This is a genomic window from Winogradskyella haliclonae (assembly GCF_014635865.1).
GTDB classification, from domain to species: Bacteria; Bacteroidota; Bacteroidia; order Flavobacteriales; family Flavobacteriaceae; genus Winogradskyella; species Winogradskyella haliclonae.
In genome coordinates this window covers 151,577-171,491 of record NZ_BMDQ01000004.1, presented here as the reverse complement: position 1 = coordinate 171,491, position 19,915 = coordinate 151,577, and the positions used below count along the sequence as shown (strand labels likewise).

The 19,915-nt window shown below is 34.2% G+C and carries 15 protein-coding genes and 2 tRNA genes; 14 read left to right on the top strand and 3 right to left on the bottom strand.

Features of this window, described 5'->3' with window-relative positions; all coding sequences use genetic code 11:
- Positions 1-191 precede the first annotated feature (191 nt).
- Positions 192-1,334 carry an acyl-CoA dehydrogenase gene (locus tag IEV10_RS13495; RefSeq protein WP_188375263.1) on the bottom strand — a complete coding sequence of 381 codons (1,143 nt, stop codon included), beginning with the start codon at positions 1,332-1,334 and terminating at the stop codon, positions 192-194.
- A gap of 92 nt (positions 1,335-1,426) precedes the next feature.
- On the opposite strand from IEV10_RS13495, the gene IEV10_RS13490 reads away from it, so the two are divergent.
- The 10 genes from IEV10_RS13490 to IEV10_RS13445 all read left to right on the top strand — a co-directional run bounded on the left by IEV10_RS13490 (position 1,427) and on the right by IEV10_RS13445 (position 9,786).
- Positions 1,427-2,500, top strand: coding sequence for an anhydro-N-acetylmuramic acid kinase (locus tag IEV10_RS13490; RefSeq protein WP_188375262.1), 1,074 nt, complete (start codon positions 1,427-1,429; stop codon positions 2,498-2,500).
- A gap of 63 nt (positions 2,501-2,563) precedes the next feature.
- A complete protein-coding gene (locus tag IEV10_RS13485; protein WP_188375266.1) occupies positions 2,564-3,790 on the top strand; it encodes a Glu/Leu/Phe/Val dehydrogenase dimerization domain-containing protein in 1,227 nt (408 codons plus the stop codon).
- A gap of 5 nt (positions 3,791-3,795) precedes the next feature.
- On the top strand, positions 3,796-5,187 hold the full coding sequence (nhaD, locus tag IEV10_RS13480; protein WP_188375261.1) for a sodium:proton antiporter NhaD: 1,392 nt from the start codon (positions 3,796-3,798) through the stop codon (positions 5,185-5,187).
- Between the two features lie 60 nt (positions 5,188-5,247).
- Positions 5,248-5,937, top strand: coding sequence for a MotA/TolQ/ExbB proton channel family protein (locus IEV10_RS13475; protein WP_188375260.1), 690 nt, complete (start codon positions 5,248-5,250; stop codon positions 5,935-5,937).
- Position 5,938: 1 nt separating this feature from the next.
- Positions 5,939-6,331, top strand: coding sequence for an ExbD/TolR family protein (locus tag IEV10_RS13470; protein ID WP_188375259.1), 393 nt, complete (start codon positions 5,939-5,941; stop codon positions 6,329-6,331).
- A gap of 29 nt (positions 6,332-6,360) precedes the next feature.
- A complete protein-coding gene (gene tolA / locus IEV10_RS13465; RefSeq protein WP_188375258.1) occupies positions 6,361-7,419 on the top strand; it encodes a cell envelope integrity protein TolA in 1,059 nt (352 codons plus the stop codon).
- 46 nt (positions 7,420-7,465) lie between these two features.
- Complete coding sequence (locus tag IEV10_RS13460; protein ID WP_188375257.1) at positions 7,466-8,314, top strand: energy transducer TonB; 849 nt, start codon at positions 7,466-7,468, stop codon at positions 8,312-8,314.
- Positions 8,315-9,532 (top strand): bifunctional folylpolyglutamate synthase/dihydrofolate synthase, encoded by a 1,218-nt coding sequence (locus IEV10_RS13455; RefSeq protein ID WP_188375256.1) that lies wholly within the window; start codon positions 8,315-8,317, stop codon positions 9,530-9,532.
- 61 nt (positions 9,533-9,593) lie between these two features.
- Positions 9,594-9,668: transfer RNA gene (locus IEV10_RS13450), tRNA-Val, on the top strand.
- A 43-nt stretch (positions 9,669-9,711) separates the two neighbouring features.
- Positions 9,712-9,786, top strand: a tRNA-Val gene (locus tag IEV10_RS13445).
- Between the two features lie 46 nt (positions 9,787-9,832).
- Here IEV10_RS13445 and IEV10_RS13440 read toward each other — a convergent pair.
- Complete coding sequence (locus IEV10_RS13440; RefSeq protein WP_188375255.1) at positions 9,833-11,116, bottom strand: UDP-N-acetylmuramoyl-tripeptide--D-alanyl-D-alanine ligase; 1,284 nt, start codon at positions 11,114-11,116, stop codon at positions 9,833-9,835.
- Between the two features lie 67 nt (positions 11,117-11,183).
- A complete protein-coding gene (gene gldJ, locus IEV10_RS13435; protein WP_188375254.1) occupies positions 11,184-12,854 on the bottom strand; it encodes a gliding motility lipoprotein GldJ in 1,671 nt (556 codons plus the stop codon).
- Positions 12,855-13,108: 254 nt separating this feature from the next.
- On the opposite strand from gldJ, the gene porU reads away from it, so the two are divergent.
- The 4 genes from porU to pdhA all read left to right on the top strand — a co-directional run bounded on the left by porU (position 13,109) and on the right by pdhA (position 19,915).
- Entirely contained in the window at positions 13,109-16,963 is a 3,855-nt protein-coding gene (porU, locus tag IEV10_RS13430; protein ID WP_188375253.1) for a type IX secretion system sortase PorU, read from the top strand.
- A gap of 62 nt (positions 16,964-17,025) precedes the next feature.
- Positions 17,026-18,225: a type IX secretion system outer membrane channel protein PorV gene (porV, locus tag IEV10_RS13425; RefSeq protein ID WP_188375252.1), complete on the top strand. Its 1,200-nt coding sequence runs from the start codon at positions 17,026-17,028 to the stop codon at positions 18,223-18,225.
- 73 nt (positions 18,226-18,298) lie between these two features.
- The gene (cdd, locus tag IEV10_RS13420; protein WP_188375251.1) at positions 18,299-18,781 is read left to right on the top strand and encodes a cytidine deaminase; all 483 of its coding nucleotides are present in this window, start codon (positions 18,299-18,301) and stop codon (positions 18,779-18,781) included.
- A gap of 135 nt (positions 18,782-18,916) precedes the next feature.
- A complete protein-coding gene (gene pdhA / locus IEV10_RS13415) occupies positions 18,917-19,915 on the top strand; it encodes a pyruvate dehydrogenase (acetyl-transferring) E1 component subunit alpha (protein ID WP_188375250.1) in 999 nt (332 codons plus the stop codon).

Here is a 19,915-nt window from a genome sequence, read left to right as displayed (position 1 = left end):
GGAAGAGTAGGTCGCCGCCTTTTTTGAAAGACTCAATCTAACGATTGGGTCTTTTTTTGTTTTTATAATTGACTAACAATATTTTTTGGGGATAGAAGTAGCTGTTGCTATAAAATGGATAATTAATTAAATAAAAAGGGCTTCAAACTGTATAGTCTAAAGCCTTTTTTAATATATCTAAGTGATAATTATTATCCTCTTATAACACCTCTAGAAATTACAATTTTCTGTATTTCAGAAGTGCCTTCATATATCTGAGTAATCTTTGCATCACGCATCAAACGCTCAACATGATATTCTTTTACAAAACCATTTCCACCGTGAATTTGCACAGCTTCAACAGTTTGTTCCATAGCTACTTTAGAAGCGTATAATTTAGCCATTGCGCTAGACATATCGTAATTGTTGCCTTGGTCTTTATCCCAAGCAGCTTTCATTACTAACATTCTAGCTGCTTCAACTTCGGTATACATATCTGCTAATTTAAAAGCTATAGCTTGGTGATTACAAATCTCGGTTCCAAATGCTTTACGTTCTTTAGAATATTTTAATGCTAATTCATAAGCCCCAGATGCAATACCTAATGCTTGAGCTGCAATACCAATTCGTCCTCCAGATAGGGTTTTCATAGCAAACTTAAAACCAAAACCATCGTCACCAATTCTATTTTCTTTAGGCACTTTTACATCATTAAACTGCAGGGTATGTGTATCACTACCTCGAATGCCTAATTTATCTTCTTTTGGCCCTATATCGAAACCAGGCATACCTTTTTCAACAATAAAAGCATTGATACCTTTATGTCCTTTTTCTCTATCCGTTTGAGCAATGACTAAATACACATCAGAGCGACCTCCGTTTGTAATCCAATTTTTTGTACCATTAATTATATAATGATCACCCATATCGATAGCTGTTGTTTTTTGTGAAGTAGCATCACTACCAGCTTCAGGTTCACTTAAACAAAATGCTCCAATACTCTCTCCAGTGGCTAACTTGGTTAAATACTTTTGCTTTTGTTCTTCAGTACCAAAAGCTTCAAGGCCATAACAAACCAATGAATTATTTACAGAAACCATAACAGAGGCAGAAGCATCAATTTTTGATAGTTCTTCCATAATAAGAACATAAGAAATAGCATCCATACCACTTCCGCCATATTTTGGATCTACCATAATTCCCATAAATCCTAACTCACCCATTTTACGAACTAATTCATCAGGAAATGTTTGTGCGTTATCACGTTCTATAACACCTGGTAGTAATTCAGTTTGTGCAAAATCGCGAGCAGCATCGCGTATCATTAAATGCTCTTCTGTTAAGCTAAAGTCCATAAAAAATAGTTTATTATTGATTTCCTAAAAATTCGTTGCAAAGATAACTGTTTGTTGTGTTATTTTCAATGGATAATAGTAATTTTACTTATATGTTAATAAATAACTATTATGTTGTATCTGTAATGTCTGGAACTTCACTTGATGGGATAGACATTTTGTATTCAAAATTCTCATTTGATGGCAAATGGAATTTTAAAATTATTGATTTTGAAACCATACCTTATTCTGAAGAGTGGAAACAAAAACTAAAAACTTTAATACAGTTTTCTAAAGCTAAATTAAATCAAATAGATAGTAAGTATTCCGAATATTTAGCACATAAAGTTCTAAATTTTATAAATAGGAATAGTATTGAGGGCATTGATTTTATTGCTTCTCATGGACATACAGCACTTCATAGTCCTGACCAAGGTTATACTTATCAAATAGGAAATCGGCAAATTCTTGCTGATACTCTTAAGCAAAAAGTAATATGCGATTTTAGAGTTCAAGATGTAGAACTTGGTGGCCAAGGCGCTCCGTTAGTACCAATTGGAGACAGATTGTTGTTTAGTAACTACGATTTTTGTATTAACCTTGGTGGTTTTGCAAATATTTCATTTGAAGAAAATAAGCAGCGAATTGCTTTTGATATCTGTCCAGTAAACATAGTTTTAAACCATTATGTAAATTATTTAGATGTCGATTATGATGATAAAGGTAAGATTGCTCGGTCAGGAACTATTAATATTTCGCTATTAGAGCAAATAAATAACTTACCGTTTTACAAGCAAAGTGCTCCAAAGTCGTTGGGTTTAGAATGGGTTAAAGAAATTGTTTTTCCATTAATAGATAGCTTTAATCTTGAAACGAAGGATATATTGAAGACTATAGTAGAACATATTGCTGTTCAGATTTCAAAACATATAAATGTAAAGCAAGCAAAGACGCTTGTTACTGGTGGTGGTGCGTATAACTCATTTTTAATAGAAAGAATTGAAACGCTTTCAAAATCTAAAATTATAATTCCCGATAATGAAATCGTAGAATATAAAGAAGCTTTAATATTTGGTCTTTTGGGTGTGTTGAAAGATAGAAATGAGGTCAATTGTCTTAAGAGCGTGACTGGTGCAAAAAAAGACCATTCTTCTGGAAAAATATTTAATCCTAAAATTAATGTATAATTTACATTATGCATTTAGAGTTTTTTATATTTGTTAATCAACTAAAACTAACTAATGTCTCTCATAAAAGATTTACTAAACACATACGAAAATAAAGCGCCCGAAATTGTATTTCATTGGAATGATGCCGAAACTGAAGCTGAAGGTTGGACTGTAATAAACTCACTTCGTGGCGGTGCAGCAGGAGGCGGTACAAGAATGCGTCAAGGTTTAGATAAGAACGAAGTTTTGTCGTTAGCAAAAACAATGGAAGTAAAGTTTACAGTTTCTGGACCAGCCATTGGTGGTGCAAAATCTGGAATTAATTTTAATCCAAACGATGAAAGAAAAAAAGGAGTTCTAGAGCGTTGGTATGCAGCAGTTTCACCATTGCTTAAAAGTTATTATGGCACTGGAGGTGACCTTAATGTTGATGAAATTCATGAAGTAATCCCAATTACTGAAGAGAGTGGCGTTTGGCACCCTCAAGAAGGTGTTTTTGAAGGACATTTTAAACCAACAGCTGCAGATAAAATCAATAGAATTGGTCAATTAAGGCATGGCGTTATTAAAGTTATTGAAAACACTAATTATTCTCCAGATGTATCAAAAAAGTATACAGTAGCGGATATGATTACTGGTTTTGGTGTAGCTGTAGCTGCAAAACATTTCTATGATATACATGGAGATAGCATCAAAGGAAAAAGAGCTATTGTTCAAGGCTTTGGTAATGTAGGTGCAGCCGCAGCTTTTTATCTAGCTCAGATGGGAGCAAAAATTGTTGGAATAATTGATCGTGTTGGTGGATTAATTAATGAAGATGGTTTTACCTTTGAAGAAGTAAGAGCTATGTATTTGTTAAAAAAAGGAAATACTTTAGGTAATAAAGACCTAATTCCTTTTAACGAGATGAACGAAAGAATATGGTCTCTAGAAGCAGAAGTGTTTGCGCCATGTGCGGCATCTAGATTGATTACTCAAAATCAAATAGATCAGCTTATCAATACAGGCTTAGAGGTTATCTCTTGTGGTGCTAATGTTCCTTTTGCTGATAAAGAAATTTTCTTTGGGCCAATCATGGAACATACAGATAATAGGGTAAGCCTTATTCCAGATTTTATATCAAATTGTGGAATGGCGAGAGTTTTTGCGTATTTTATGGAGCGTAAGGTGCAAATGACAGACGATGCTATTTTTGATGATACATCTGAGGTTATTAAAAAAGCCCTTCAAGATATATATACAAATAATAAAAATAAAACAGGAATTAGTGCAACTGCATTTGAGATAGCACTTAAACAATTAATATAATTTCTATGGAGACCATTATAGTATTAGTATTTGTGTTTGGTTATTTGGCCATCACTTTAGAGCATAGCATTAAAATCGATAAGCTTATTCCTGCATTAGTAATGATGGCAATAAGTTGGGCATTAATATCCTTAGGAATTGACGCTTTCCCGCAATGGTTTGACTCTGCTAAGCATACTTTAATGGATAATTTTGGCTTACTTCCACATGAAGAAAAGATGCATTTAATGGAGGAAACCTTGCTTCATCATTTGGGTAAAACAGCTGAAATATTAGTGTTTTTACTAGGAGCAATGACAATAGTTGAAATTATAGATTATTTTGATGGATTTTCTACCATAAAAGCAGCCGTAAACTTCAAAAGTAGAAAGAAACTGTTATGGTTGTTTTCAATTCTAGCATTTGTGTTATCTGCTATAATAGATAATTTAACTGCCACAATAGTTTTGATTTCTATACTTCAAAAAATTGTAAAGGATAGAAGTATTCGTATATGGTATGCAGGTCTAATAATTATTGCTGCTAATGCTGGTGGCGCATGGTCACCAATTGGTGATGTTACAACTACAATGCTGTGGATAGGAGACAAAGTTTCTACTGGAAAACTATTCTTATACCTATTTGTACCATCTGTATTATGCATGGTTGTGCCAACATTAATTGCATCATTTTTAAAACCTTTTAAAGGCGAATTAGAATTGCAAGATGATGATGCAAAAGTAAAGAGCAGATTTAGTTCAACAATGTTATTTTTAGGTCTAGGAGCTATAGTATCTGTACCGTTTTTTAAGGTTGTCACACATTTACCACCTTATGTAGGAATGATGTTGGCTCTAGGTATTGTTGCAATTTTTGCTGAGATATATACAAGTTCTCGTTTCTCAATGTCTCAAGTCGGACAAGGAGAAGCTGTGGGACATGAACATCATAGCCCAGTTCACCGTTCATTGTCAAGAATAGAAATGCCAAGTATTTTATTCTTCTTAGGAATTTTAATGGCAGTTGCGGCTTTAGAATCATTAGGGATTTTGTTTGGCTTTGCCAATACATTACAAGATACAATGCCAATGATGGGGACAGAGATGGCCGGAACAGCAGTATCAGATTTAGTAGTGCTTCTTCTTGGAGTTGGCTCTGCAGTAATAGATAATGTGCCTTTAGTAGCAGCAAGTTTAGGAATGTTTACTGAGCCATTAGATGATACATTATGGCATTTTATTGCCTATTCTGCTGGAACAGGTGGTAGTATGCTTATTATCGGTTCGGCTGCCGGTGTTGTAGCTATGGGAATGGAAAAAATAGACTTTTTCTGGTATCTTAAAAAAATATCATGGCTAGCCTTATTAGGCTTTATTGCTGGTGCTGCAGCATTTATGGTCACAAGAACTTTATTTTAAACACACGTTAATCATTTTTTTTACGTTATATACCAAATCATTTAAAACCAATAATCTACTATGTTAAACACTATTTTACAAGAGACAGACCCTTTAGTAGAAGGCGAATCAGTAGAAAAAACATTATCTATTATAGAATTAATTACTACTGGCGGAACTGCAGGAATTGTAATAATAACTATTCTAGCTATTTTATTTATTGCGGCAGTATATATTTATTTCGAAAGAATTTTTGCCATTAAAGAAGCTTCTAAAGTCGATTCTAATTTCATGAATCAAATTAGAGATTATGTCAGTGATGGAAAAATTGATTCTGCTCAAAATTTATGTTCTCAAGCAAACTCTCCAGTATCGCGATTAATCAGTAAAGGAATATCAAGAATCGGAAAACCCCTTGACGATATTAATACAGCTATTGAAAATGCAGGCCGTTTAGAAATTTATGGTTTAGAAAAAAACGTAAGTGTTTTAGCTACTATTTCTGGTGCTGCGCCTATGATTGGGTTCTTAGGAACAGTAATTGGGATGATTTTATCAATTTTTGAGATTGCAAACTCTGGAGGTTCAATAGATATCAAAACACTAGCCGACGGACTTTATACAGCGATGACAACGACAGTTGGAGGACTTATAGTAGGTATTATTGCTTACATTGCTTACAACCATTTAGTAGTAAAAACAAATAAGGTTGTTTATAAAATGGAAGCAAATTCGCTTGAATTTTTAGACCTTTTAAACGAGCCTATCTGATATGAATTTACGAGGAAGAAATAAAGTAACACCAGAATTCAATATGTCTTCAATGACAGATATTGTATTCCTGTTGCTGATATTTTTTATGATTGCGTCTACTTTAGTTTCTGCAGAAGCTATTGATTTATTACTGCCTAAATCGAGCAGTAAAACAACGCAAACAAAAAATGTGTCAGTAAGTGTCAATAAAAAACTGCAATACTTTGTAGATTTAAAGCAAGTGCCCAAAAATCAATTAGAAACAGCAGTGTTAGAAAAAGTTGGAAGCTCTGACTCACCAACAATTACTATTAGGTCAGATCAAGATGTAGATTTAAAACATGTGGTCTTTATTATGGATATAGCTAATAGGAATAAGATAAAATCTACATTAGCCGTAAAGTCTAATTAGAGAATAACCCATTTTTACCATAACCAACAATGAAATACCTCAAAACAAAACACGAGCGTAATTCTGCTAAAATAACAGGTTTAACTGTGCTTATTATAGCGTTGTTAATGTTTGTAGTTGGTGCGCCGTACAAAGAAATACCAGAGGAATATGGAGTCGCCATAAACTTTGGGGAGCCAAGTGTTATTAACAATAAAATGGCTCCAGATAATCCTACAAAATCAGAAGAAGTTGTTGAAGATGTTCAAGAGGAAGAAACTGATACTGAAGAACAAATTGAAGAAGAGCAACAAGAAGAATCAGTAGAAGAAGAACCAGAAGAAAAGCCTGAAGAAGAGCCTATAGAAGAAGCGCCAAGTGAAGAGAAAAAAGCTGAACAAGAAGCTGCAGAAAAAGCGGCTGAAGAAGCAGCAAAAGAGAAGGCTGCAGAAGAGCTCTTAGCCCAACAAGAAGCGGAGGCATTAAGACTTGAAGCTGAAAAATTAGCCAAAGAAAAAGCTGAAGCAGAAAAGGCTGCTGAAGAGAAGGCAAGAGCTGAACGTGAAGCAAAAGCCAAAGCAGATGCAGAAGCCAGAAAAGCAGCTAAAGCTGAAAGAGAAGCAAGGGAAGCAAGAGAAGCAAAAGAAAGAGCAGATAAGGCTGCCGCTGCAAAAGCTGCCGCCGCTAAAGCAGAAGCAGACAGAAAAGCTGCTGCAGCTGCTGCCGAAGCAAAAAATAAAAACGGAGGTAGTGATGTAGTTGGCTTTGCACTCATTGAAGAGGCACCAATATATCCTGGATGCGAGGGTTTAGATAATGCGGCAAGGAAAAAGTGCATGAGTCAAAAAGTGGCCCAATTTGTTGGTGCTAATTTCGACCAAACCATAGCATCTGATTTAGGTTTTACAGGAAGTCAAAAAATTACAATTTATTTCAAAATAAGTAAAACTGGCCAGATTATTGATATAAGAGCTAGAGCAGCGGACCCGAAATTGGTGGCAGAAGCAGTGAGAGTCACTAAGATGTTACCTAAATTAAAACCGGGCATACAACAAGGGAAACCAGTTATTGTACCTTTTTCTGCACCTATTAGGTTTGCAAAACAATAATATTTTAACTGCGATTTTCGTTATTGTATTATAATATTGTTCTTAAATGAAGTATTTAAAAACTAAACACGAAAAAAATTCTGCAAAGATAACAACGCTAATCCTATTAATTTTAGTGCTGCTCATTTTTGTCGTGGGACCTCAGTATATGGATCCACCAGAAGAGTATGGCGTTGCAGTTAATTTCGGAACCAATAACTTTGGTAGTGGTAATAAACCATTAAGTAAGCCAAAGCAGGCAGATACTCCTAAAAATGTCGAAGAACAGAAAGTAAAGCAAGAGGAGGTCAAACCTCTAAAGACAGTTGAAAAATCTGAAAAAGTTTTAACTCAAGAAACCGAAGAAGCTATTGCTATAAAAAAGCAAAAACAAGCTGAGGCTCGTGCTAAAGCTGAAGCTGAAAGAGTGGAACGTTTAAAACGTGAAGCAGAAGAACGAAAAAAGAGAGAAGAGGCAGAAAAGAAGAAGAAACTGGATAATCTTATAGGTGGTGTAAAAAATTCTAAAGACAATGATAATGGTGGCGAAGGACCAGATAATGCACCAGGCAATAAAGGACAGCTAAACGGCAACCCATATGCGCCAAGTTATTTTGGTGGCTCTGGTCCTGGAAAAGGTGGTGTAGGATTTGGTTTAGGAGGAAGAGGCAAACCAAGTAAAAAAATATTTAAGCAAGATTGTAATGAATACGGTCTGGTTATTGTCCGTATTGAGGTTGACAAAAACGGAAGAGTCACTTCTGTTACACCAGGGGCTAAAGGTTCTACAAATACGCATCCTTGTTTATTAGCACCTGCAAAAAAAATAGCATTATCCCATAAGTGGCCAGCAGATGCTAACGCACCATCTAAACAAATAGGCTTTGTGAGTATCAATTTTGATGTCAGTCAGTAAATGAACTATCTCGAGACAGTTAATTGGTTGTTTAATCAATTACCAATGTATCAATCCCAGGGTCAATCTGCATATAAAAAAGACCTCTCTAACACGATACTGTTAGCTAATTATCTCAAAAATCCAGAAGAAAAATTCAAATCTATTCATATTGGAGGCACTAATGGTAAAGGTTCTTGTAGTCACATGTTAGCTTCAGTCTTACAAGAAGCAGGCTATAAGGTTGGTTTGTATACGTCTCCGCATTTAAAAGATTACCGAGAGCGTATTAAGATTAATGGCAAAGAAATTTCAAAACAATTTGTCATGGGATTTGTAAAAAAGCATAAGTCATTTTTTGAAACAAATTCGCTTTCTTTTTTTGAAATGACTGTTGGATTAGCTTTTGATTATTTTGCCAAAGAAAAGGTTGATATAGCGGTTATAGAAGTTGGCCTTGGCGGGCGATTAGATTCTACAAATATTATTACACCAGAACTATCTGTTATAACAAATATTGGACTTGACCATGTTCAGTTTTTAGGGAATACGTTACCAAAAATAGCTTCAGAAAAAGCAGGAATTATAAAGTCTAATATACCCTTAGTTGTTGGAGAGACTCATCCTGAAACAGAAACAGTATTTTTAGAGAAAGCGGATGAGATGAATTCTCTAATTTATTTCGCAGATCAGACTATTCCTGAAGTAATAGAAAGTGATTTAAAAGGGACTTATCAAAATCACAATATAAAAACAGTAATGCAATCTATTGAGATTTTAAAAAATCAAGGTTTCAAAATTTCTAGAAATCAATTACAATTTGGACTTTTGAATGTGGTGCAAAATACAGGCCTATTGGGAAGATGGCAAGTTTTATCTAACAACCCTAAGGTTATATGTGATACAGCTCATAATAAAGAAGGCTTATCGCATACAATGAGCCAGTTAAAAAAAGAATGTACAGGCCAATTGCATATTGTTTTTGGTGTGGTAAATGATAAGGATTTAGAAGTTATAATTTCTTTGTTGCCTAAACATGCTAAATATTATTTATGTAAGCCTAATGTGCCTAGAGGTATGGATGCAGATGAATTGCATACTGTATTTAATAAAAAAGGATTTTTATCTGAAGCATACAATTCAGTAAATGAAGCTTTTTCAAAAGCTAAATTATCTGCTAATCAGGAGGATTGTATTTATGTAGGAGGTAGCACTTTTGTTGTTGCCGAAATATTATAATTTTTTTGTTGAAATTATTTTGAGATTTTAAAAACTAGTCTATATTTGCAGTCCAATAATCGGGCGCGTAGCTCAGTTGGTTCAGAGCACTTGGTTTACACCCAAGGGGTCAGGGGTTCGAATCCCTTCGCGCCCACAGAAGTCTACAGAAATGTAGACTTTTTTGGTTTTATGTATTTGGGTCATTAACTCAGTTGGTTCAGAGTGTTACCTTGACAGGGTAGAAGTCACTGGTTCGAATCCAGTATGACCCACTTTAATAAGAAGGGAAATCCATATTTACATATGGATTTTCAGTCTTTATAGAATATCTAAAATACGTTCTAAGGCCATACCACGAGAGCCCTTTATTAAGATTGTAGCGTTGCTAATTGCTGTAGCACTAAGTTCTATTTTTAAATTTTCAAAAGAGTTGAATTTTTGAGTCAAAGGTTTGGTTTTTGTTTTATAAAAATTTTCACCTACGAGATATATATTCTCCTTAAAGTTATTTTCAGCAAAATCTACAATAGCTTGATGTTCTTCTTTTGCTGATGTTCCAAGCTCAAACATATCGCCTAAGAAAAGGTATTTTTTATTAGCCACTAACTGTTTAAAGTTTTTAAGAGCGGCTAACATACTTGTAGGATTTGCATTGTAAGCATCCAGAATAATCCTATTAGCTCTTATGTTAATTATTTCAGACCTATTATTATCTGGTTGGTAAGCTTCTATTGCATTCTTTATTTTTTGTGGTGAAACTTTAAAGTATTGACCGATTGCTATTGCCACAGCTATGTTTCCATAGTTATAGTTTCCTATGAGTTTACTTTCAATTAAAAGCGTATTGTATGAAACCTTTACAAAAGGATTAGCACTTTTAAAATTGATTACACAATCATTAGTATCAGTAGAGCCAAAAGTGGAGCAATTCGTATAATTTCCGATTTGCTCTATCTGTGTTTTATCATCAGTATTTATAAATGCAGTTTTGTTGTTTTCTTTTAAGTAGTTATACAACTCCGACTTTCCTTTTATGACACCCTCAACACCTCCAAAGCCCTCTAAATGTGCTTTGCCAAAATTGGTAATTAAACCAAAATCTGGTTCAGCAATAGAACTCAAAAATTCTATTTCTTTCTGATGATTTGCACCCATTTCTACAATTCCAAAATCTAAGTCTTTAGTGAAACTTAAAAGTGTCAAAGGGACACCTATGTGGTTGTTTAGGTTTCCTTTTGTAGCATTTACTTTATAACTCGATGATAGTACACTATAGATTAACTCTTTTGTGGTTGTTTTACCGTTACTTCCTGTTAATGCAATAATGGGAAAAGAAATTTGTCTTCTATGGTAATTTGCTAATTGCTGTAATGCTATTAATACATCATCAACTAAAATGAATTTTTCTGATATATTTTTAAGACTTGGATTATCTATGACACAGAAGCTAGCGCCATTTTCTAAAGCAGTTTTAGCAAACTTATTACCATCAAAATTATCGCCTTTTAAAGCAAAATAAATATCACCTTTTTGTAGTTTTCTTGTGTCTGTGCATACAGATTTACAGCTTTTGTAGATATGATGTAATTCTTCTATTTTCATAGTTATAAAAATAAAAAAGTCCCAACATATTAGTTAGGACTTCTTATATAAATTTATGTTACTTTTTTTAGTTACGTTTCTTTTTGTTAGTCTTTGATTTAGAACCAACTCTAGAAACTGCACATCTAAATCCAATATAGTCTGTAGCCATATCTTGAGGGAAGAATCTACGTTGAGCAGGGTCAATCCAATAAGATCTGTCTTTCCAAGAGCCACCTTTTATTACACGAGCTTCGTCGTTAATTAATGATGTTCTTCTGTCCGACTTATCAAATTCTTTTAGCATTTTACCTCCAGCAGAATCAGTAGCAATACTATGTTTTGGAGAGTTATACATCTTGCGAGTATCAAATTTTCCGTCTTCTCCATCTTCAAAATTGTCTCTGTAGTATCTAGATGATTTTTGGTCACCATCTCTAAAGTTTCTGTTATCGCTTCTGTCAAAGTTTGTGCGAAGATATGTTTCATCTTCATCTACTGGTATAGTTTCAATTTCACCAGGAAGATTTCTAGCAACAATTTTTCCATTACTCAAGGTGTCATAAACTGTTTCTTGAACAATTTTTACACTACCATCATCATTAATAGCATTTTTGTAATATGTATTACCTCTGTAGTAATTAAAATCGTTAAACTCATCATCAACTATTGGTCTGTAAACATCAGCAACCCATTCAGCAACATTACCTGCCATATCATAAATACCATAGTCGTTAGGTTCGTAGTATTTCACTTCTTGTGTGATATCTGCACCATCATCAGACCATCCTGCAATTCCACCGTAATCACCTTTACTTTGTTTAAAGTTAGCTAACTGGTCACCACGCTTTGCACGCTTGCCTGATCTCGTATACTGTCCATCCCAAGGATATTTTTTACGCCCTCTGTAGATGTTATAGCTTCTAAGCTCACTCATACCAAGAGCAGCATATTCCCACTCAACTTCTGTTGGTAGTCTATATTTTGGGCCAATAAGTCCAGACTCTCGTTTCGCATATACATTAATAGTATCACCTTTTGCATTTACTTGAACACGCTTTCTTGACTTTACAGGGTTAATAATAGAATCATTACCGCCATATGTTTTCGTTGGTGCATTAATATAAGTATCCGTATTAAATGTACTATTTGCTTCGGCTTTGTATTGAGAATCTCTCTCAAGATATCCAGCTTTTTGTAATGTCATTTCTGAAACTCTATCTGTTCTCCAACTTGCATACTCTACAGCTTGTATCCAACTTACACCAACTACTGGGTAATTGCCATATGCAGGGTGACGTAAGTAGTTTTCCGTCATCATTTCATTATATCCTAGGCGATTTCTCCAAACTAATGTGTCTGGCAAAGCACCTCTATATATGTTTGCGTAAGCAGGGTCATCTGGAGGGTAAACACTTTTTAAGTAGTCCAAATACATAAGATAATTAGCATTGGTGACCTCTGATTCATCCATGTAAAAAGATTGAACGTGTTGCTGAGAAGGACTATTGTTCCAATCATGCATTGGGTCATCTTGTACTTTACCCATGGTAAAGGTTCCACCTTCTACGAACACAGTTCCAGGAGGTGTTTCTTGCTCTTTAAATTTGGTGTTGTATTGAAAACCACCTTGTTTGTCATTAATAGCCCAACCAGTAGCGCTATCTACGTTACTATTGTTTGATGAGCGTTTACAACTAAAAGCAGTAACTACTAGGGCTGCAGCTGCTATTAATTTAAAATTCATGACGTTTTTCATAACTATAGATTAAGTAAGTTCTTTAAATTCGACGTGCAATATAGTAATTAAAGACGAACAAGCAACATTTTTTATCGATAAAGTGTAAAAAAATATGCATTTCATCCTGTTTTTTGTTCATTACAACGGATTTTTAGTGCTTTCAACCGCTGAATTCACTTATCAATAACGAGTGTCAAAATAAATTATTGTTGTACTTTTGAAATAAAAATTGCTTACCTATAATAAGGTGTAAACTTGTGCGTTTATTTACAATGAAAAAGAGTTCTACTATTTTCCTTATACTATTTTGTTTTTTTTCGTTTGCTCAACAAAAGGAGTTTACGATTAATTGGAATGGTCATAGAACTTTAGAAGCAAGTTATGCGAAAATTGAAGTTCCTTCTTTTGATGCAAATCATTTTAGTTACGATGTTGAGAATGGTCTTACCTATTTTACTGAATGGAATGAGAATGGATTTGTAGATGAAACTTCAATAACTCTTAGTAATACTGTTTATAGCCAGATTTCTAAATCTGAATTAAAGGATTTAGATGTTTCTACTATTCAGACAGAAATAAAACCAATGTTAGTTAATACTGAAGCCAGAGGCAAACGTTCTGTTTATTTAGAAATTAACCCAATTATAAAAGAAGGCAATACGTTTAAGAAATTAACAAGTTTTAGTATCAACTATAATACAGGTATTTCAAATCGTACAGCAAGTCAATCTTCTTTTTCGATTATAAGCAATTCAGTTTTAGCATCTGGAGATTGGTATCGTTTTTATGTTGATACTACAGGAGTTTTTAGGTTGTCAAAGAATTTTGTGAGTCAATTAGGTGTTAACGTAAATTCTATAGACCCGAGGAATTTAAAAATTTATGGTAATGGAGGTGAAATGCTACCATATCTTAATTCTGCTGAACATGCAATTGATTTAACGGAGAATGCTATTCAATTTGTTGGGGAGGAAGATGGCCGTTTTGATAATCAAGACTATATTCTGTTTTATGCCAAAGGACCACAAGGTTTTAATCAGGAGCAGAATACGAATCTAAATTTATATACAGATAAAACCTATTATTATGTAAACATTAGTGGCGGTAATGGTAAACGTATTTCTGAGTTAACCCAAACTGACCAACCAGCAGATATTATTATAGATACTTTTGAAGATTACGATTTTTACGAAGTCGATGAGTTTAATTTAATTAAAGTTGGGCGGCGATGGTTTGGTGATAAATTTGATGTTGAGAATGAAAGAAACTATAATTTCAGTATACCTAATGTAGATATTTCTGTCCCGGTAAGAGTTACAGTAACCTTAGGTTCAGTTTCTGAGTTACCTTCATCTATGGCAATAACAATTAACGGAGCTAGTGCATCGACTTTGAATTTACAGCCCTTTAATCCTGATGCATTTACCTTCGCTACAGGAGCCACTTTTAATAGTAATATTTCAGTAACAGGTGAGGATTTAGAGATAAATCTCGAATATGACAATGGCGGTAACCCTATAGCGGCAGCCTATTTAGATTATATTAATATTGAGGCTACACGGCAATTAATATATGCTAACGAGCAGTTGTTTTTTAAAAATGGGAGCGTGGCAACAAGTTCAGGAATAGTTCAATATAATATTGGTAATGCTGCACAAGTAGAACAAGTTTGGGATGTTACAGATATTTTTAATGTTCAATCTTTTAATAATACAGAAGCATTATCAGAGATTAATTTAAAAGCTACAGCAGGAGAACTAAGAAATTATGTGGCATTCTCGGGTTCTGATTTTTTAAGCCCTAAGCGCGAAGCTAATAGTCAAGTTGCAAATCAAAACTTAAAAGGCACAATATTTAATAATGACCAAGGTCAATTTCAGGATATTGATTATTTGTTGATAACACCTCAAATATTTTTATCTCAAGCGCAAAGAGTAGCTGAGATTAATAAAGAAGAATATGATTTAAATGTAAAAGTAGTTACGCTTCAGACCATATATAACGAATTCAGTTCTGGAAGTCAAGATATAGCGGCTATCAGAAACTTTGTTAGATATGTTTATGATAACGCTAGTGCTCCAGAAAACAGAGTAAAGTATATTGGTTTGTTTGGAGATGCCTCATATGACTATAAAGATAGACTTAATAACAATACCAATTTTGTACCATCATGGTTTTCATTAAATAGTTTTAGCTTAACTAATTCTCTTATTTCTGATGATTTTTATGGTATGATGGACGATAATGAAGGAACACTTACAAATTCTAATCGTCTTGATATTGCAGTTGGTAGAATGATAGCTGATAGTCCACAAAGAGCAAAAGAAGTAGCTGATAAAATCGAAGCCTATTATGCTCAAGAATCTTATGGTAGTTGGAGAAATAATATTTTATTAGTTTCGGATGATGTAGATGAACCTTTTGAAAGAGTACTTCAGCAGACTACAGATGACGTAGCTACAGACGTTCAAGCCCAAAAGCCTTTTTTCAATTCTATTAAAATACATTCAGATGCTTTTCAACAGCAATCTTCTTCAGGAGGCGATAGATATCCTGATGTAAACGACGCTTTTAGGAATGCTATAGATGTGGGTGTTTTAGTTGTTAATTATTTTGGACATGGTGGAGAGTTAGGTCTTGCTGATGAACGAATATTTGACATTAATGATTCTCAAGAGATTAACAATAATTGTAGGTTTAATTGCTTTATCACTGTGACTTGTGACTTTACTAAATATGATAATCCTGGTTTACAAACAGCTGGAGAATTTACATATTGGAATACCAAAGGTGGTGCCATATCACTTATCACAACCACACGCACAATATTTGTTGGTGTTGGTACCACTTATAACGAAATTTTAGAAGATTATTTGTTTGCTTATGGATCTAATGATTACCCATCAATGGCGGAATCTCTTAGACTAACTAAATTAGATCCGGCTATTGCTGGAAGTTCTCAAAATCGTTTAGTTCATTTTATAGGCGACCCCGCTATGAAGCTAGCTGTGCCAAGGCCTAATATTAGATTAACACATATTAATGACACACCTATTTCGCAAACTACAGATGTCTTAGAAGCTTTAGGAAAGGTTAAGATGTCAGGAGAAGTTGTTGATTTGAATGGAAATCTATTGACGAATTATAATGGAGTATTAACAGCCACAGTTTTTGATAAAGAAATACAAAGGCAAACGCTAGCAAATGATAACACTTCTGATAATAATGGAATTATAATATTAGATTTTACAACATTAGGCGAAATAATTTTTAAAGGGCAAGCTACAATAGAGAACGGTCAGTTCGACTTTGATTTTGTAGTACCTAGAGACATTGGTATACCGGTGGGTCCTGGGAAAGTTAGCTTTTATGCAAAACGGAATAATGTGTTAGAAGATCAAAATGGATACAGTTTTGATATCCAAGTTGGTGGTATTAATGAAAATGCAGAAGAGGACAATATTGGGCCATTGATTAACTTGTTTATGAACGACGAAAATTTTGTTTCTGGAGGTATAACTAATGAATCGCCTACATTGTTAGTCAAATTACAAGATGATAATGGAATTAATACAGCCAGTGGTATTGGTCATGATATTACTGCCATTTTAGATGGAGATGAAACAAACCCTTTTGTACTCAATGATTATTATGAGGCTAGCTTAGATGATTATACAAACGGAACAGTAACTTTTGCATTTAGAGATTTAGAAGCAGGACTTCATACATTAACAGTTAAGGCTTGGGATGTTTATAATAACTCTTCAGTCTCTGAAATACAGTTTGAAGTTTTCAATAATAATGAATTACTAGTAATTGACAATGTACTTAATTACCCAAACCCATTTGTAGACTACACAGAGTTTTGGTTTAATCATAATAGTAGTGATGTATTGGATGTTTCAGTACAGATATTTACAGTTTCGGGTAAATTGGTGAGAACATTAAATGGGCAAACTAATACCTCTAGTAAGTCAACAAGTACTTTGTCAAGAGATATTGTTTGGGACGGTAGAGATGATTTTGGAGACAAAATTGGAAAAGGCGTTTATATATATAAACTAAAAGTAAAATCTCAACGTTTAAATAAGCAGATAGAAAAGATTCAAAAACTTGTAATACTGTAATATTAAATTATATTTGTTAACACTTTTAACTATTTAATATAGTAATAAGATAACTATTAAGAATGAAAAATACTTTAACTTTTATATTAGCATTTGCAATCGTAAATGTTTCATTTTCACAAGAAACTATAGTTTTCCCAGATCAGTCTTCAGTGATAACAACTGGTATACCTTTTATGTTAGTTGCTCCAGATGCTCGCTCTGCTTCTTTAGGAGATATGGGTGTGGCTACATCTGTTGATGGATTTTCTCAACAGTACAATCCTGCGAAATATGCTTTTTCAGAAACCAAATCAGGTGTAGGGGTTAGTTTTACACCGTATTTGACAAGATTAGTGAATGACATATCTATTAGCTATGCAACATATTTTAATCGACTAAATGATTATAGCGCAGTTTCTGCAAGTGTAAAATATTTTAGTCTTGGAGAAATTGTTTTAACCCAAGATGCAACATCGCCAGGTGTTGCAGTAAAACCTAATGAGTATGCTGTGGATGTTGCGTATTCATTAAAATTAGCAGATCAGTTTGCAATGGCTGTAGGTCTAAGATATTTTAGATCAGCATTACGTATTGGTCAGGTTGACCCTAATGCAAATGCAGGAAGTTCTTTCGGGGCAGATATTACTGGTTATTATCAAAGTGAAGAGGAAGCGTATAATGATTTTAATGGTCGTTGGAGATTAGGGTTTGCTATTCAAAACTTAGGACCTAAGTTTAGTTATGATGATGGAGGACAAGATGTGTTTCAACCAACTAATTTAAGGCTTGGTGGAGGTTTTGATTTTATTTTTGATCAGAATAGTAAACTTGCAATCACCGCAGAAGTAGCAAAATTATTGGTACCTACTCCGCCACAATTAGGATATGTAGATACAGATGGTGATCAGGTGCAAGATAGTGATGAGCCAACAATAATAACAGCAGGTCAAGACAATGATGTAAGTTTCTTATCTGGTATTTTTCAATCTTTCGGAGATGCTCCTGGTGGATTTAGCGAAGAGCTAAAGGAGTTTACTTATGCCTTAGGTGCTGAATATACTTACAACAATTCTTTTGCTTTAAGAGCCGGATATTTTAACGAAGCCGAAGAAAAAGGAGCTCGTAAATTCTTTGCTTTAGGTGCAGGATTTAAATACACAACAATAAACTTAGATTTATCATATTTGTTCTCTGCGTCTCGTGTACAGAGTCCATTAGAAAATACATTGCGCTTCTCACTAACATTTAATTTTGGTGATGGCGAGTATACAGAATATTAGTCGTAAATTTATATTCTGATTAATCAAAACTATTGTTGAAAAACAATAGTTTTTTTGTCTAAAAGAGTGTCATATGAAGGAAGTTAAAATTGAAACCACATTAGAAGTTTATGATTCCATGACAGAACTCCCAAAGGATGTTCAACAATTAATGCAATCAGCAATAAAAGCTCGCGAAAATGCATATTCACCTTATTCAAAGTTTAATGTAGGAGCGGCGATATTATTAGATAATGAAGAAATAGTTTCTGGAAGTAATCAAGAAAATGCATCTTACCCATCTGGGCTTTGTGCAGAACGCACGGCAATTTATTATGCTGGTGCAAACTACCCAAAATCAAAAATGCTAAAAATGGCATTAACAGCATCATCTCAAAATCAGGTGACTGGCAAGCCAATTCCGCCATGTGGCGCATGTAGACAAGCAATAGCTGAGTATGAGATTAAGCAAGACCAACCCATTGAAATTTATTTTATGGGTGCAGAAGGTAAAGTTGTAAAGTCAGAATCTTTAGCTAATCTCTTACCTTTACTTTTCGAAAGCTCAGTACTGTAACGTTTTCGTTAGTTATTACTTAAAATATAGCGCAATTTTTACAGAATTGTTTTTCTTCGTTATGGCTTAAAATATTATTTTTGTTGTTCTGCTTTGTCATGTAGACGGTAGATACATTTTATATATAAAAGATAGATGGAAAAAGTAACAAAGGAAGTTTACCTTAAATGGTATGAAGACATGTTGTTCTGGCGAAAGTTTGAAGACAAACTTGCAGCCGTTTATATTCAGCAAAAAGTAAGAGGTTTTCTTCATTTATATAATGGTCAAGAAGCTGTATTAGCAGGGGCTTTGCATGCCATGGACCTTACAAAAGATAAAATGATTACGGCTTACCGTAACCATGTGCAGCCAATAGGTATGGGTGTAGATCCTAAACGAGTTATGGCAGAATTATATGGTAAGGCCACAGGAACTTCAAATGGTTTAGGTGGCTCAATGCACATTTTTTCTAAGGAGCATCGTTTTTATGGTGGTCATGGAATTGTAGGAGGTCAGATTCCTTTAGGTGCTGGTATTGCTTTTGGTGATAAGTATCACGATGTAGATGCTGTTACTATCTGTTGTTTTGGTGATGGTGCTGCAAGACAGGGATCATTACATGAAACTTTTAACTTAGCGATGCTTTGGAATTTACCTGTAGTATTTGTTTGTGAGAACAATGGATATGCGATGGGAACATCAGTAGAGCGTACGGCCAATCATACAGATATTTGGAAATTAGGTTTAGGCTACGAGATGCCATCGGGACCAGTAGACGGTATGAATCCTGTTAAGGTTGCAGAAGCTTTTGATGAAGCAATTTCTAGAGCCAGAAACGGTGGAGGTCCTTCTTTCTTAGAAGTTAAGACTTATCGTTACAGAGGACACTCTATGTCAGATGCACAACATTACAGAACTAAAGATGAGGTCGAAGAATACAAAAAAATCGACCCAATCAAGCAAGTAAAAGATATTATTCTCGAAAATAAGTATGCTTCCGAAGACGATATTAAAGTCATTGATAAGCGTGTTAAGGATTTGGTAACAGAATGTGAAAAGTTTGCTGAAGAATCACCTTATCCAGATAAGAGTGTCATGTACGATGCAGTATACGAACAAGAAGATTATCCATTTATACCACATAAATTATAA